Origin of the sequence: Actinoplanes sp. NPDC051513, from assembly GCF_044454685.1 — a bacterium.
Lineage (GTDB): Bacteria > Actinomycetota > Actinomycetes > Mycobacteriales > Micromonosporaceae > Actinoplanes.
Map to the genome: position 1 here is coordinate 39,846 of NZ_JBITDW010000029.1, position 13,465 is coordinate 53,310.

A 13,465-nucleotide genomic window follows, 5' to 3' on the forward strand; every position below is an offset into this window, starting at 1 on the left:
TTGGACGGCATGCGTCTCGACCAGGCCGTCTCGCGGCTCTTCGGGCTGTCCCGCACGGCGGCGGCCACCCTGGTCGAGGCCGGCGACGCGCTGGTCGACGGCTATCCGCGGCCCAAGTCCGACAAGGTCAGCGCCGGTTCCTGGCTCGAGGTGACGCTGCCCGCGCCGGTCTCCGCGCCCGTCGTGGTGGCCGAGCCGGTGACCGGGCTGACGATCGTCTACAGCGACGACGACATCGTGGTGGTCGACAAGCCGGTCGGCGTGGCCGCGCACCCGAGCCCCGGCTGGACCGGGCCGACCGTGGTCGGCGGCCTGGCCGCGATGGGGCAGAACGTCGCGACCAGCGGCGCGGCCGAGCGGCAGGGCATCGTTCACCGGCTCGACGTGGGCACCACCGGGCTGATGGTGGTGGCCAAGAGCGAGCTCGCCTACAGCGTGCTCAAGCGGGCCTTCAAGGAGCGTGAGGTCGACAAGCGGTACCACGCGGTCGTGCAGGGCCACCTCGACCCGCTGCGTGGCACCATCGACGCGCCGATCGACCGGCACCCGACCGCCGACTACAGGTACGCGGTGATGACCGGCGGCAAGCCGAGTGTCACCCACTACGACACACTCGAGGCGTTCCGCTCCGCGAGCCTGGTCGACGTGAAGCTCGAGACCGGCCGCACCCACCAGATCCGGGTGCACTTCTCGGCGATGCGGCACCCGTGCGTCGGCGATCTCACGTACGGCGCCGATCCGACGCTCGCGGCCCGGCTCAAGCTGAACCGGCAGTGGCTGCACGCCCGAGAATTGGGGTTCCTCCACCCCCGAACGCACGATGAGGTTCGGTTCATCAGCGACTACCCTGACGACCTGAAGTACGCGCTGGACGTCCTTCAGGACGCGAGCTGATCTCGGGGAGCAAGTCAGGTGGGACCCGCGGAGGATGTGCGGGGACCGGTGGCCGGCGCCACCGTGCTGCGGTCCTTGATCGGGCTCGCCATCGTGTCGGCCTTCGCCCTGCTGCTCGCCGCGATCTGGGTCAGCCAGCGTGACGACGACTCCCCTTCAGAGATTCAAGGCGATCCCGTACGTGTCGGGGTCGTCCAGGGGCAGTCCGTCCCCGGATACCTCGATCATGCGCGCGAGGAGCTCTCGGCGCTGACCGACCCGTCGGCGCCGGCGGCCGGCGACACCTGGGCGCTGGTGAGCCTCGACGACTATGTGCCGCCCGGCGCCCTGCCCGCCCTGTTCGACGGCGCGGCGGTGGCTCAGGTCTACACCCGCGTGCCGCTGGCCGGGAAGCACACCCAGGTGGTGCGGATCCCGGTCTACCGGCTGCCCGCCGACGTCATGTCCGGCATGCTCGACGCGGCGATCCAGCGCGACCAGGAGAAGGCGGAGTACCTCCAGCTCGGGCGGCGGCTCACCGGGGACGACGCGAACGTGGCGCGGGCCCGCCGGGCGTACCAGTCGGCGGCCGCCCAGGCGGGGGCCGAGGCCGACGCGTACCGGTCGGGGTGTGCCTGTGTGTTCGCGGCCGTGATCCGCGCTGCCCCGGCCGCGTTGCAGGTGGTCGCGGAGAGAGCGGGAGTGCGAGCGGTCGATCCCGCGCCCGAGGTGCGACGGCTGGATCACACCGAGTTCCGGCCGCCGCTGCCCGAACAGGACGGGACGATCCCGGCGGAACCGAGCGGATCTCCGATTCCTGTGCCAAACGGCGGTTCAGCCATTGCCTCGCGGACGCCCGCGCCGATACTGTCTGCGTCCGGGCTCCCTGTGACATCTGACTCACTGGCGAGTCTCGACCCCCTGCCCGATCCATCCGCCGCGGCACCGGAAGAGCGCACTGCCGTGCCGTCAGCTTCAGATGTGAGTGCTGCTCGCGGGCTGCCAAGCTCGTGATCAACAGCACCTCGAACGCCGTCCGCCCGTTAGTTCTCTCGTCCGCGAAACGTACGGATGGCCACTCGCTCACCACCGTGGTGCTGAAGTTCGATCAAGGAGAACGACCGGGGATGGTCGGTCGGGCAGTGGCCCGAATAGGGTTCGCTCCGTAGCCTGTCATGGGCGACGGGCAGCCGTGGGCATCACCAGTTTGGCAGGGAGGACGAGCCGTGGATGGGACCGAGACCGGCTGGGGCCGGCCTGCGGAACCAGCCCCGCGTTGGCGGGCGCTGCTCGACCGTGCCCGGCATGGCCGCACCACCGCCGAGGAGCAGGCCGAATCCGAGCGGGAGGCGCCGCCGCAGGCTCCGCAGCAGCAGTTCGGGCAGCCGTTGCCGCGCCGCCCGTACAACCCCTTGGAATCCCGGGCGCCTTTGGATTCCCGGGCGCCCTTGGATTCCCGGGCGCCCTTGGATTCCCGGGCGCCCTTGGATTCCCGGGCGCCCTTGGATTCCCGGGCGCCCTTGGATTCCCGGGCGCCTTTGGATTCCCGGGCGCCGCAGCATGGGTATGAGCAGCAGCCCCCGGCCTCCTCCTTCGAGTCGCGCCAGCCGATGCCGCAGCGGCCACCGATCAACCCGCTCGATCCGCGGCACCAGGGCCGGGCCGCGCCGGCTCCCGCTCCCGCCCCGCCGGTCGAGCAGCCGCACAGCTACTTCAGCCCCAGCACCGCGCGTTCGGCGCCGGTGGCTCCGCCGCCCCCGCCGGCCGCCCATCCGCCGGTCGCCCATCCGCCGGTCGCGCCTGCGCCCGCTGCGCCTCCGCAGCGCGACTACCCCCAGATCCGCGCCTCGGCGGCCGCGCCTGTGCGCCCGCCGGCTCCCGCGCCGGCCCCGGCGCCCGCGCCCACCTCGCCGGCCGGCGCCCGCATCGAGTGGCGGCAGACCCAGCCCGACAACGAGCTCGAGCGGGCCGTCGCGGTGCTGCGGCGCAAGCTCGGCAAGCCACGCGTGCTGGCCTTCGCCAACCCCAAGGGCGGCGTGCACAAGACGACCGCGACCGTGCTGGCGGCGGCCACCATCGGCAGCGTCCGCGGCCGCGGCGTGCTCGCCTGGGACGACAACGAGCTGCGCGGCACCCTCGGCCTGCGGGCCGGCAGCGCCCGGCACGCCCGCACCATCAAGCACCTGCTCGCCGATCTCATGCAGATCGAGGCGCTGCACGGCGACGGGCTGCTCTCCGAGCTCGACAGCTACCTGCGGCACGCCTCCGACGGGTCGTACGACGTGCTCGCCGGCGAGGAGAACCCGCGCTTCGCGCAGCGTCTCGACCAGGGCACCGTGCGCCGGGTGATGGACCTGCTGCGCCGTACCCACGACGTGATCTGTGTCGACACCGGCAACAACGTCGAGAGCGTCAACTGGCAGACCGTGATGCGCCAGGCCGACCAGTTGGTGATCACCACGGTGCCGCGTGAGGACGCCGCGTTCACCGCCGACTGGATGCTCGACGTGCTCGACGAGAGCGGCATGGGCGACTTGGTGTCCAACGCCGTGACGTTGATCTCGTGCCCGTCGCCGGGGCCGCTGCCGATGCTCAACGACTTCGCCAAGCACTTCGCCACCCGTACCCGGGGCGTGGCGATCGTGCCCTACGACCCGTCGCTCGAGGTCGGGTCGTCGATCGAGTATCAGGACCTCCAGCCGGAGACCAAACAGGCGTGGCTCCGCGCCGCGTCGATGATGGTCGAGCCGTTCGCGGAGTGACCGCCTTTCTCGGCGTGGACCCTCGTTTCTTGTCGTATGGGCCGACTAGAGTCGCTCGCGTCGTCACAACTTAAGGGGGCCCGGGGTGTCTGACTCGTTCGTGCATCTCCACGTGCACACCGAGTATTCGATGCTCGACGGGGCCGCGCGGATCAAGGACGTGCTGGCCGAGGCTGCCCGGTTGGGCATGCCCGGGGTGGCGATCAGCGACCACGGCAACATGCACGGGGCGTATGACTTCTACACCCAGGCCAAGGCCGCCGGGGTGACCCCGGTGATCGGCGTCGAGGCATATGTGGCGCCCGAGTCCCGTCTCGACAAGGCGCGCATCAAGTGGGGCCGCCCCGAGCAGAAGAGCGACGACGTCTCCGGTAACGGCGCGATCACCCACATGACGATGTGGGCCCGCAACGCGGTCGGCCTGAAGAACCTCTTCCGGCTCAACTCGCGCGCCTCGATGGAGGGTCAGCTCGGCAAGTGGCCGCGAATGGACTTCGACATCATCGCGGAACACGCCGAGGGCATCATGGGCACCACGGGCTGCCCGTCCGGCGCGGTGCAGACCCGGCTGCGGCTGGGCCAGTTCGACGAGGCCCTCAAGTCCGCCGCGAAATACCAGGAGGCGCTGGGGAAGGACAACTACTTCCTCGAGATCATGGAGCACGGCCTCGAGATCGAGAAGCGGGTCCGCGACGGCCTCCTCGAGATCGGCCGCAAGCTGGGCATCCCGCCGCTGGTCACCAACGACTCGCATTACACCTACGCGTCGCAGGCCGAGGCGCACGAGATCCTGCTGTGCGTGCAGACCGCCAGCAACATCGCCGACCCCAACCGGTTCCGGCTGGAGGGCGGCGGCTACTACATCAAGTCGGCCGACGAGATGCGCGCGGTCGACTCGTCCGAGGCGTGGCTGCAGGGCTGCCGCAACACCTTGCTGGTGGCCGAGAAGGTCGACACCGAGGGCATGTTCACCTTCAAGAACCTGATGCCCCGGTTCCCGATCCCCGAGGGCCGCACCGAGGAGGAATACTTCCGCGACGTCGCGTTCGAGGGCCTGCGCAACCGCTTCCCCGACGGCATCCCCGAGACGCACATCAAGCAGGCGGAATACGAGCTCGGCGTCATCATCCAGATGGGCTTCCCGTCGTACTTCCTCGTGGTCGCCGACTTCATCCAGTGGTCCAAGCGCAACGGCATCGCGGTCGGTCCCGGCCGTGGCTCGGCGGCGGGCTCGCTGGTCGCGTACGCGATGGGCATCACCGACCTCGATCCGCTGCCGCACGGCCTGATCTTCGAGCGGTTCCTCAACCCCGAGCGCATCTCGATGCCCGACGTCGACATCGACTTCGACGAGCGCCGGCGCGGCGAGGTCATCAAGTACGTGACCGACCGGTGGGGCGAAGACAAGGTCGCCCAGATCGCCACCTTCGGCACGATCAAGGCCAAGGCCGCGATCAAAGACTCGGCCCGCGTGCTCGGCTTCCCGTTCGCGGTCGGCGACCGGATCACCAAGGCGCTCCCGCCCGACGTGATGGGCAAGGGCATCCCGCTGGCCGGCATCTTCGACAAGGAGCACAAGCGGTACAGCGAGGCGGGCGAGATCCGCACGATGTACGAGCAGGACCCCGACGTCAAGAAGGTGATCGACACCGCGCGCGGCATCGAGGGCCTGATCCGGCAGACCGGCGTGCACGCGGCCGGCGTGATCATGTCGGCCGAGCCGATCATCGATCACATCCCACTGATGCGCCGGCCCGCCGACGGCGTGATCATCACGCAGTTCGACTACCCGACCTGCGAGACGCTCGGCCTGCTCAAGATGGACTTCCTGGGCCTGCGGAACCTGACGATCCTCGACGACGCGGTCAAGAACATCAAGCTCAACCACAGCATGGAGATGGACCTGCTCCAGCTGCCGCTCGACGACCCGGCGGCGTACGAGCTGCTGGCCCGCGGCGACACCCTGGGCGTGTTCCAGCTCGACGGCGGGCCCATGCGGTCGCTGCTGCGGCTGATGAAGCCCGACAACTTCGAAGACATCTCGGCCGTCCTGGCGCTGTACCGGCCCGGCCCGATGGGCGTCGAGTCGCACACCAACTACGCCCTGCGCAAGAACGACCTGCAGGACATCACGCCGATCCACCCCGAGCTCGAGGAGCCGCTGCGCGAGATCCTCGAGCCGACCTACGGCTTGATCGTCTACCAGGAGCAGGTGCAGCGCGCCGCGCAGATCCTCGCCGGGTACACGCTGGGCCAGGCCGACCTTCTCCGCCGGGCCATGGGTAAGAAGAAGAAGGAGATCCTCGACAAGGAGTTCGGCCCGTTCCAGCAGGGCTGCATCGAGCACGGGTACTCCAAGGAAGCCATCCAGGCGGTGTGGGACGTTCTGGTCCCGTTCGCCGGGTACGCGTTCAACAAGGCGCACTCCGCGGCGTACGGGCTGGTGTCGTACTGGACGGCCTACCTCAAGGCGCACTACCCGGCCGAGTACATGGCGGGCCTGCTCACCAGCGTCGGCGACGACAAAGACAAGATGGCGATGTACCTGGCCGAGTGCCGGCGCATGGGCATCCAGGTCCTGCCGCCGGACGTCAACCAGTCCGCCGGCCCGTTCACCCCGGTCGGCAAGGACATCCGGTTCGGTCTCGCCGCGGTCCGCAACGTCGGGCACAACGTGGTCGAGGCGATCGCCCGCTGCCGCCAGGAAAAGGGCCAGTACCAGGACTTCTACGACTTCTTGTCGAAGGTGGACGCCGTCGTCTGCAACAAGAAGACCATTGAATCCCTGATCAAGGCCGGGGCGTTCGACTCGATGGGGCACAGCCGCAAGGGTTTGCTCGCCGTGCATGCCGAGGCCATCGACGCGTACGCGGATGTGAAGCGCAACGAGGCGGCCGGGCAGTTCGATCTGTTCGGGGCGTTCGGCGACACCGAAGGCGGCAGCGCGGCCACGGTCGCGATGCCGCCGATCGGCGACGGCGAGTGGGACAAGCGCGACAAACTGGCCTTCGAGCGCGAGATGCTCGGCCTGTACGTCTCCGACCACCCGCTCGCCGGCCTCGAGCAGCTGCTGGCCAACGCGGCCGACACGTCGATCGCGGCGCTCAACGAGGAGGGGTCCGTCCCCGACGGGCAGATCGTGACGCTCGCGGGCATCCTCACCGGCGTGCAGCGGCGGATCACCAAGCAGGGGCGGGCGTGGGCGTCGGCCACCCTCGAAGACCTGGCCGGCGGGGTCGAGACGCTGTTCTTCCCCAACACGTACGAGGTGATCGGCCAGTACATCGCCGAGGACGCCATCGTGGTCGTCAAGGGCCGGGTCGACCGGCGCGACGACACCCCACGGATCATGGCGATGGACATGTCGCTGCCCGACGTCAGTCACAACCCCGACAGCAAGCCGGTCACCCTCACCATGCCGATCACCAGGTGCACGCCGCCGCTGGTGGCCGAGCTCAAGGAGATCCTCACCAGCCACCCCGGCGACTCCGAGGTGCACGTCCACCTGCAGAACGGCAGCCGCACGACGCTGCTGCGGCTGGGCGCCGTGCGGGTCGCGCCGACGCCGGCGCTGCGCGCCGACCTCAAGATGATCCTCGGCCCGTCCGCGGTCGCCTGAGTTTTACCAGGTGGGTTGCGGTGGGCCGGGGCGACGACGACGTTTCTCAGCCGGACCTGGCAGGATCGTAGGGTGAACCCGAGTCAGGAGTCGGCCCCGAGCCCGGAGCCGGCGCAGTCCTCCGGCCCGCCGCCGGTCGATCCGACGGCGGACCCCGGCGCGTACGGCGCCGCGCCCACGCAACCGGCGGCCGGCGGCTCGCACCCCGGAAATCTTCCGATCTCGGAAGCCTCGCCCGCGCCGGTGGGGCCCGAGGTCTACGGGCTTCCCGCCGACGGTGGTGGGTATGAGCTCGCGCATCCCACGGGGCCGGCGGCGAGCCGCGCCTCGAAGTGGTGGGGGATGGGCACGGCGCCGCGGCGACCGTGGAAGCGGACCGCGCTGGTGGCCGTGCTGAGCGCGGCGGTCGTGTTCGTGCTCGGTGGGCCGCTGGGGTTGCTCTGGGCGTGGGTCGCGCCGAGCGTCCCGGTGATCGCCACCGGCCAGAACATCGTGGTCAGCGACCCGTCGCCCGAGGAGTACATCGCGGCCGATGGCTGGTACACGCTGCTGGGGCTCGGCTTCGGCGTGCTCGTCGCGGCGATCGCGTGGCTGGTGCTGCGGCGCGACCGCGGCCCGTTCCTGCTCCTCGGCGTCGTCGCCGGCACGCTCGGCGCCGGCTTCGTGGTGGCGCGCTGGGTCGGCCAGATGATCGGCGAAAGCGCCTACGAGCAGTGGCGAGAGACCGCCGTCCGGGGAGCGACCTACCTCGCGCCGCCCGAGGTGCACGCGGTGGGACCGAGGTTGGTGCCCGCCTTCGCGGCCGCGATCGTGCTGACCCTGCTGGCCGGCTGGTCCAACGACCCCGACCTCGACGAGCCCGGCGCGAAGCCCGGCTACGGCCCCAACGCGGCGGCCGCCCACCACGGCGCCCCACCCCCGTGGCCCGGCACCGCGGAGAACCTCGAGCAGTACGACCCCGATTCGTCGCTCGCCGATTCGTCGGGCACCTGGGCGTCGGGAGCTGGGGCGTCGGGAGCTGGGGCGTCGGGAGCTGGGGCGTCGGGAGCTGGGGCGTCGGGCGCCGGCTCGCTCGACCACACGTCGGTCAACTCCGAGTCGTCCGGCCACGCGGCGTCCGGTGCCGGGCCGTCCGACCACGCAGCGGGCCGCCCGCAGACTTCACCCGAGCCGCCGCGCCCCTGACCCACCGCGCTCCCGCCATGCCGTTTGCCGCAGCAGGCCGCCGCGCGGTGCAGTGCGCCCTGCCCCGGCCGCAATCTTGATGTTGTGGTGCGCGGGGCGCGCGGGAACTCATCAAGGGTGAGTTGCTGCGCTCGCCAGGGTGGCTTGCTTGGGCGGCGTGGTTGCGATCTTGATGTTGTGGTGCGCGGGGCGCGCGGGAACTCATCACGGCGTTCGGGGGGCGACTCGCTGGGGCCGGGCGGCGGTGTGGGGTCAGTTGGGGCTGGCGGGGCGGGCCAGGTCGGAGAGGGGGACCGGGACGGCCCGGACCTTGGCCAGCAGGCCTGCCTCGCGGTTGAGGAGCTTCAGCTCGGCGCGCAGGCGGGTTGCCGTGTCGGGGGCCGCCAGCAGGAGCTGGCGCTCGTCGATGGTCAGCTGGGCCGTGGCGGCAATCAGATGGGAGAGGACCGTCGGGTCGGCGGGGACGGTGTCGATGGCCTCGGAGTCGGGGCGCAACAGATCGAGGTAGGTGCGGAAGGCTGCCAGCGCGCGAGGGGCCAGCTGGGCCGCGATCTCGTCGGAAGACTCGTCGGGGAGCCACTCGACCTTGGCGGTCAGGTAGGGCTCCTCGCCCTGGCGGACGTCGACGACGGTGAAGCGGCGGCGGCCCACCGTCATGATGTCGAAGCGGCCATCGGGCAGCTCGGTGACCTGGCGCAACTCGGCGGTGCAGCCGACTGGATAGAGGTCGTCGAGCTTGACGGGCGGGGGCTCGGGGGCGGGGCCGTCCTCGGCCTCGGACGAAGGAGCCTCGACGCCGCGGCGCAACGTGACCACGCCGAACTCGTGCGGGCCGTCCTCGGGGCTGGCCACGAGCTCGCGCACCAGCGAGCGGTAGCGTTCCTCGAAAATGTGCAGGGGTAGCACAAGGCCGGGAAACAGCACCGTACCCAGGGGGAACACCGGCAGCCGCTCACTCACCGGTTCAGCCTATCGGCACCCCGACCATGGTCAACCCGCCCGGGATCGCGGCCAGAGGTGATCACTGTCCCAAGGCCTGGGCCGCACTGTGGCCGTAGGGGCGATCACGAGGTCGCCGCCTAGAATTGGCGCGTGCTGAATCGGACTGACCTGCGTGGGTCCCAGAGGGATCCCCGAGGACTGCTGCCCCGTGCCCGGCTCGACGTCTCCGCTGCCGTCGCGCAGATTCGACCCACTGTCGAGGCGGTCCATCAGCATGGCTTCAGCGCGATCAAGGAAGCCACCACGAGATTCGACGGCGTCCAGCTCGAGCGGCTGCGCGTGCCGCGAGAGGCCATCGCCGCGGCGGCCGAGAGTCTCGACCCCGAGGTCCGGGCCGCGCTGCTCGAGTCGATCAAGCGAGCCCGCAAGGTGCACGCCGACCAGCGCCGGCAGGACGTGACGACCCACGTGGTCGACGGCGGCACGGTCACCGAGCGGTTTGTGCCGGTGAGCCGGGTCGGCCTCTACGTGCCGGGCGGCCTGGCCGTCTACCCGTCGACCGTGGTCATGAACGTGGTGCCCGCGCAGGAGGCCGGCGTCGAGGGCCTCGTCGTGGCCAGCCCGCCGCAGAAGGAGAACGGCGGACTGCCCGACTCCCGGGTGCTCGCGGCGTGCGCGCTGCTCGGGGTCGACGAGGTCTACGGTGTCGGCGGCGCCCAGGCGATCGCGATGCTGGGCTACGGCTCGCGCGGCACCGCCGCGGCGGAGGAATCAGCCGGCGGCGCGGCGAGCGATTCGGCCGGCGGCGCGGCGAGGGATTCGGCCGGCGGCGCGGCGAGCGATTCAGCCGCCGGCGCGGCGGCGGATTCGGCCGTGACCGGCGATTTTGAACACTGCGAGCCGGTCGACGTCATCACCGGGCCGGGCAACATCTGGGTGACGGCGGCCAAGCGACTGCTGCAAGGTGTTGTGGGCATCGACGCCGAGGCCGGTCCCACCGAGATCGCGATCCTCGCCGACGAGACGGCCGACCCGCGGCACGTGGCGGCCGACCTGATCAGCCAGGCCGAGCACGACCCGATGGCGGCGAGTGTGCTGGTCACCGACTCCGAGGCGCTGGCCGCGGCGGTCGAGGCCGAACTGACCCGGCAGGTGGCGTCGACCAAGCACGAGCAGCGGGTGCTGACCGCGCTCACCGGTGAGCAGTCCGGCTTGGTGCTGGTCGACGACCTCGAGGAGGGGTTGCGGGTCGTCGACGCGTACGCGGCGGAGCATCTCGAAATCCAGACGCGCGACGCGCGGCAGTGGGCCATGCGGGTCCGCAACGCCGGCGCGATCTTCGTGGGCGCCTGGTCGCCGGTCTCACTGGGCGATTACGCGGCGGGCTCCAACCACGTGCTGCCCACCGCGGGCTGCGCGCGGCACTCCTCCGGCCTGTCGGTGCAGTCGTTCCTGCGCGGCATCCACGTCGTCGAGTACGACGAGGCCGCGCTGCGCGACGTGGCCGGCCACGTGGTGGCGCTGGCCAACGCGGAAGACCTGCCCGCACACGGCGACGCCGTGAAGGCGAGGTTTGCGTGAATATCGACGATCTGCCGATCCGCGATGATCTGCGCGGGCAGTCGCCGTACGGCGCGCCGCAGCTCGACGTCGCGGTCCGGCTGAACACGAACGAGAACTCGTATCCGCTGCCCGACGAGGTGGCCGAGGCGATCGGCAAGGCGCTGCAGGCCGAGCTGCGCGACCTCAACCGCTACCCCGACCGGGACGCGGTGGCGCTGCGCACCGACCTGGCCGGCTACCTCGGCCACGACCTGACCACCGCCAACCTCTGGGCGGCCAACGGTTCCAACGAGGTGCAGCAGCAACTGCTCCAGACGTTCGCCGGCCCGGGGCGCTCGGCTCTGGGCTTCGGGCCGTCGTACTCGATGCACCCGCTGCTCGCCCAGGGCACCGGCACCCGGTGGATCGCCGCGCTGCGCGACCCCGACTTCGGGCTGACCCCGGCGGCGGCGCGCGAGCAGCTCGCCCTGCACGACCCCGACCTGGTGTTCCTCTGCTCGCCGAACAACCCGACCGGCACGGCGCTCGACCCCGAAGTGATCACCGAGGTGCTGGCGAACGCGCGCGGCATGGTGATCGTCGACGAGGCGTACGCGGAGTTCGCGCGGGAGGGCACGATCAGCGCGCTCGCCCTGATCGCCGACCACCCGCGGCTCGTGGTGACCCGCACGATGAGCAAGGCGTTCGGGTTCGCGGGCGGCCGGCTCGGCTACTTCGCGGCGCACCCGGCGGTCGTGGATGCTGTCCAGCTGGTGCGGTTGCCGTACCACTTGAGCTCCTTGACCCAGGCGGCCGCGCGCGCTGCACTGGCGCAACGTGACGCTCTGCTCGCGACGGTCGAGGCGATCAAGGAGCAGCGTGACCGCATCGTGGTGACGCTACGGTCGCGCGGCTTCCGGGTCGCCGACAGCGATGCCAACTTCGTGCTGTTCGAGGTCGGCGGCGACCAGAAAATCGCTTGGCAGCGGCTGCTCGACCGGGGTGTATTGATCCGCGACGTCGGCCTGCCGGGCTGGCTGCGGGTGACCGCCGGCACCCCTTCGGAGACCGACGCCTTCCTGGCGGCCCTGCCCAAGGAGATGCGATGAGCCGCACCGCGCGCGTGGAGCGCGTCACCAAAGAGACCAAGGTGCTCGTCGAGATCGACCTCGACGGCGCCGGCAAGGGCGACCTGAGCACGGGGGTCGGCTTCTACGACCACATGCTCAACCAGCTCGCCAAGCACGGCGGGTTCGACCTGACCGTGCGCACCGAGGGCGACCTCGAGATCGACGCGCATCACACCATGGAAGACACGGCCATCGCGCTCGGTGAGGCTTTCTCGCTCGCTCTGGCTGACAAGGCCGGCATCCGACGGTACGGGTCGGCCACGATCCCGATGGACGAGGTGCTCTGCCGCGCGGCCGTCGACCTCTCCGGCCGGCCCTATGTGGTGCACGACGAGCCCGAGCTGGCGCCGTACATCGGCCCGGTCTACCCGACCAGCATGACCCGGCACATCTTCGAGTCGTTCGGCTTCGCCGCCAAGGTCACCCTGCACGTCAGCGTGCTGCGCGCGGCCCGCGACGGCGGCAAGCCCGACGCGCACCACGTGGTGGAGGCGCAATTCAAGGCGTTCTCCCGGGCGCTGCGCGAGGCCGTCGAGATCGACCCGCGCAACGCGGGCGCGCTGCCCTCGACGAAGGGCGTGCTCTGATGGCGGGCGTGCTGCCCTCGACGAAGGGCGTGCTCTGATGGCTGTCGTGCTGTTCGTCGTGGCCGGCTTCCTGGTCGGCGGCGTGATCCAGCTGGTGCGGTCGGGCGCCACCAAGTTCAGCGTCGGGCTGGTCGGCGTGCTCGCGGCCCTCGCGGTCGCCGGCGGCGTGGCCTGGCTGCTGCCCGGGGGCGACTGATGACGACGGTGGTGGTGCTCGACTACGGGTCGGGCAATCTGCGGTCGGCCGAGCGGGCGGTGGCCCGCACCGGGGTGGACGTGACGGTGACCAGCGATCTCGACGCGGCCGCGGCCGCCGACGGGCTGTTCGTGCCGGGCGTGGGCGCCTACGCGGCGTGCATGGCCGGCATCGACGAGCTGGGCGCCGGCCCGGTGATCGCCGAGCGGATCGCCCAGCGGAAAAAGGTGCTCGGCGTCTGTGTGGGCATGCAGATCTTCTTCGACTCGGGCGTCGAGCACGGCGTCGAGACGAAGGGACTCGGCCTGCTGCCGGGCGTGGTCACCAAGCTCAAGGCCGAGCGCATCCCGCACATGGGTTGGAACACGGTCGACATTCCGGAAAAGTCCGAATTGTTCGAGGGTGTCAAAAACAACAGCACGCGGTTCTACTTCGTCCACTCGTACGCGGCCTCTGATCTTGATGCGCTGCGGCGAGCCGGCGCCAAGGTGACCACCGCGAGCCACGACGAGCCCTTCGCGGCCGCGGTCGAGCTCGGCAGCCTGTCGGTCGCGCAGTTCCACCCGGAGAAATCGGCGGACGCGGGCTTCGCGCTGCTGCGCAACTGGGTCGCCGGGCTGTAGCGGCCG

The 13,465-nt window shown here is 70.8% G+C and carries 11 protein-coding genes; 10 read left to right on the forward strand and 1 reads right to left on the reverse strand.

Annotated features, from left to right (window positions below; genetic code table 11):
• The first annotated feature begins 9 nt into the window (after window positions 1–9).
• The 5 genes from ACIA5D_RS44650 (at window position 10) to ACIA5D_RS44670 (ending at window position 8,439) form a co-directional block, all read left to right on the forward strand.
• Complete coding sequence (locus ACIA5D_RS44650) at window positions 10–894, forward strand: RluA family pseudouridine synthase (protein ID WP_396036812.1); 885 nt, start codon at window positions 10–12, stop codon at window positions 892–894.
• A gap of 18 nt (window positions 895–912) precedes the next feature.
• Complete coding sequence (locus tag ACIA5D_RS44655) at window positions 913–1,887, forward strand: hypothetical protein (RefSeq protein WP_396036742.1); 975 nt, start codon at window positions 913–915, stop codon at window positions 1,885–1,887.
• 161 nt (window positions 1,888–2,048) lie between these two features.
• On the forward strand, window positions 2,049–3,635 hold the full coding sequence (locus ACIA5D_RS44660; protein WP_396036743.1) for a MinD/ParA family protein: 1,587 nt from the start codon (window positions 2,049–2,051) through the stop codon (window positions 3,633–3,635).
• An 85-nt stretch (window positions 3,636–3,720) separates the two neighbouring features.
• Complete coding sequence (gene dnaE, locus ACIA5D_RS44665; protein ID WP_396036744.1) at window positions 3,721–7,254, forward strand: DNA polymerase III subunit alpha; 3,534 nt, start codon at window positions 3,721–3,723, stop codon at window positions 7,252–7,254.
• A 72-nt stretch (window positions 7,255–7,326) separates the two neighbouring features.
• Window positions 7,327–8,439 (forward strand): hypothetical protein, encoded by a 1,113-nt coding sequence (locus ACIA5D_RS44670; RefSeq protein WP_396036745.1) that lies wholly within the window; start codon window positions 7,327–7,329, stop codon window positions 8,437–8,439.
• A 252-nt stretch (window positions 8,440–8,691) separates the two neighbouring features.
• On the opposite strand, the gene ACIA5D_RS44675 is transcribed toward ACIA5D_RS44670, so the two are convergent.
• Window positions 8,692–9,399 (reverse strand): LON peptidase substrate-binding domain-containing protein, encoded by a 708-nt coding sequence (locus ACIA5D_RS44675; protein ID WP_396036746.1) that lies wholly within the window; start codon window positions 9,397–9,399, stop codon window positions 8,692–8,694.
• Between the two features lie 132 nt (window positions 9,400–9,531).
• Between ACIA5D_RS44675 and hisD the strand changes: the two genes are divergently transcribed.
• The 5 genes from hisD to hisH are packed head-to-tail and all read left to right on the forward strand — an operon-like array spanning window position 9,532 to window position 13,459.
• Window positions 9,532–10,962 (forward strand): histidinol dehydrogenase, encoded by a 1,431-nt coding sequence (hisD, locus tag ACIA5D_RS44680; RefSeq protein WP_396036747.1) that lies wholly within the window; start codon window positions 9,532–9,534, stop codon window positions 10,960–10,962.
• On the forward strand, window positions 10,959–12,032 hold the full coding sequence (locus ACIA5D_RS44685) for a histidinol-phosphate transaminase (RefSeq protein WP_396036748.1): 1,074 nt from the start codon (window positions 10,959–10,961) through the stop codon (window positions 12,030–12,032). The genes hisD and ACIA5D_RS44685 overlap by 4 nt, the downstream gene beginning before the upstream one ends.
• On the forward strand, window positions 12,029–12,640 hold the full coding sequence (hisB, locus tag ACIA5D_RS44690) for an imidazoleglycerol-phosphate dehydratase HisB (protein ID WP_396036749.1): 612 nt from the start codon (window positions 12,029–12,031) through the stop codon (window positions 12,638–12,640). Before ACIA5D_RS44685 ends, hisB begins: the two co-directional genes overlap by 4 nt.
• A 37-nt stretch (window positions 12,641–12,677) precedes the next feature.
• Window positions 12,678–12,836, forward strand: a complete 159-nt coding sequence (locus ACIA5D_RS44695; protein WP_396036750.1) for a hypothetical protein — start codon at window positions 12,678–12,680, stop codon at window positions 12,834–12,836.
• Window positions 12,836–13,459 carry an imidazole glycerol phosphate synthase subunit HisH gene (hisH, locus tag ACIA5D_RS44700; protein ID WP_396036751.1) on the forward strand — a complete coding sequence of 208 codons (624 nt, stop codon included), beginning with the start codon at window positions 12,836–12,838 and terminating at the stop codon, window positions 13,457–13,459. The genes ACIA5D_RS44695 and hisH overlap by 1 nt, the downstream gene beginning before the upstream one ends.
• Window positions 13,460–13,465: the final 6 nt, after the last annotated feature.

Coding starts and splice junctions, on each gene's coding strand:
- ACIA5D_RS44660 (WP_396036743.1), top strand. CDS start 2,049: ATGGGCGACGGGCAGCCGTGGGCATCACCAGTTTGGCAGGGAGGACGA.
- ACIA5D_RS44650 (WP_396036812.1), top strand. CDS start 10: ATGCGTCTCGACCAGGCCGTCTCGCGGCTCTTCGGGCTGTCCCGCACG.
- hisH (WP_396036751.1), top strand. CDS start 12,836: ATGACGACGGTGGTGGTGCTCGACTACGGGTCGGGCAATCTGCGGTCG.
- ACIA5D_RS44695 (WP_396036750.1), top strand. CDS start 12,678: ATGGCTGTCGTGCTGTTCGTCGTGGCCGGCTTCCTGGTCGGCGGCGTG.
- hisB (WP_396036749.1), top strand. CDS start 12,029: ATGAGCCGCACCGCGCGCGTGGAGCGCGTCACCAAAGAGACCAAGGTG.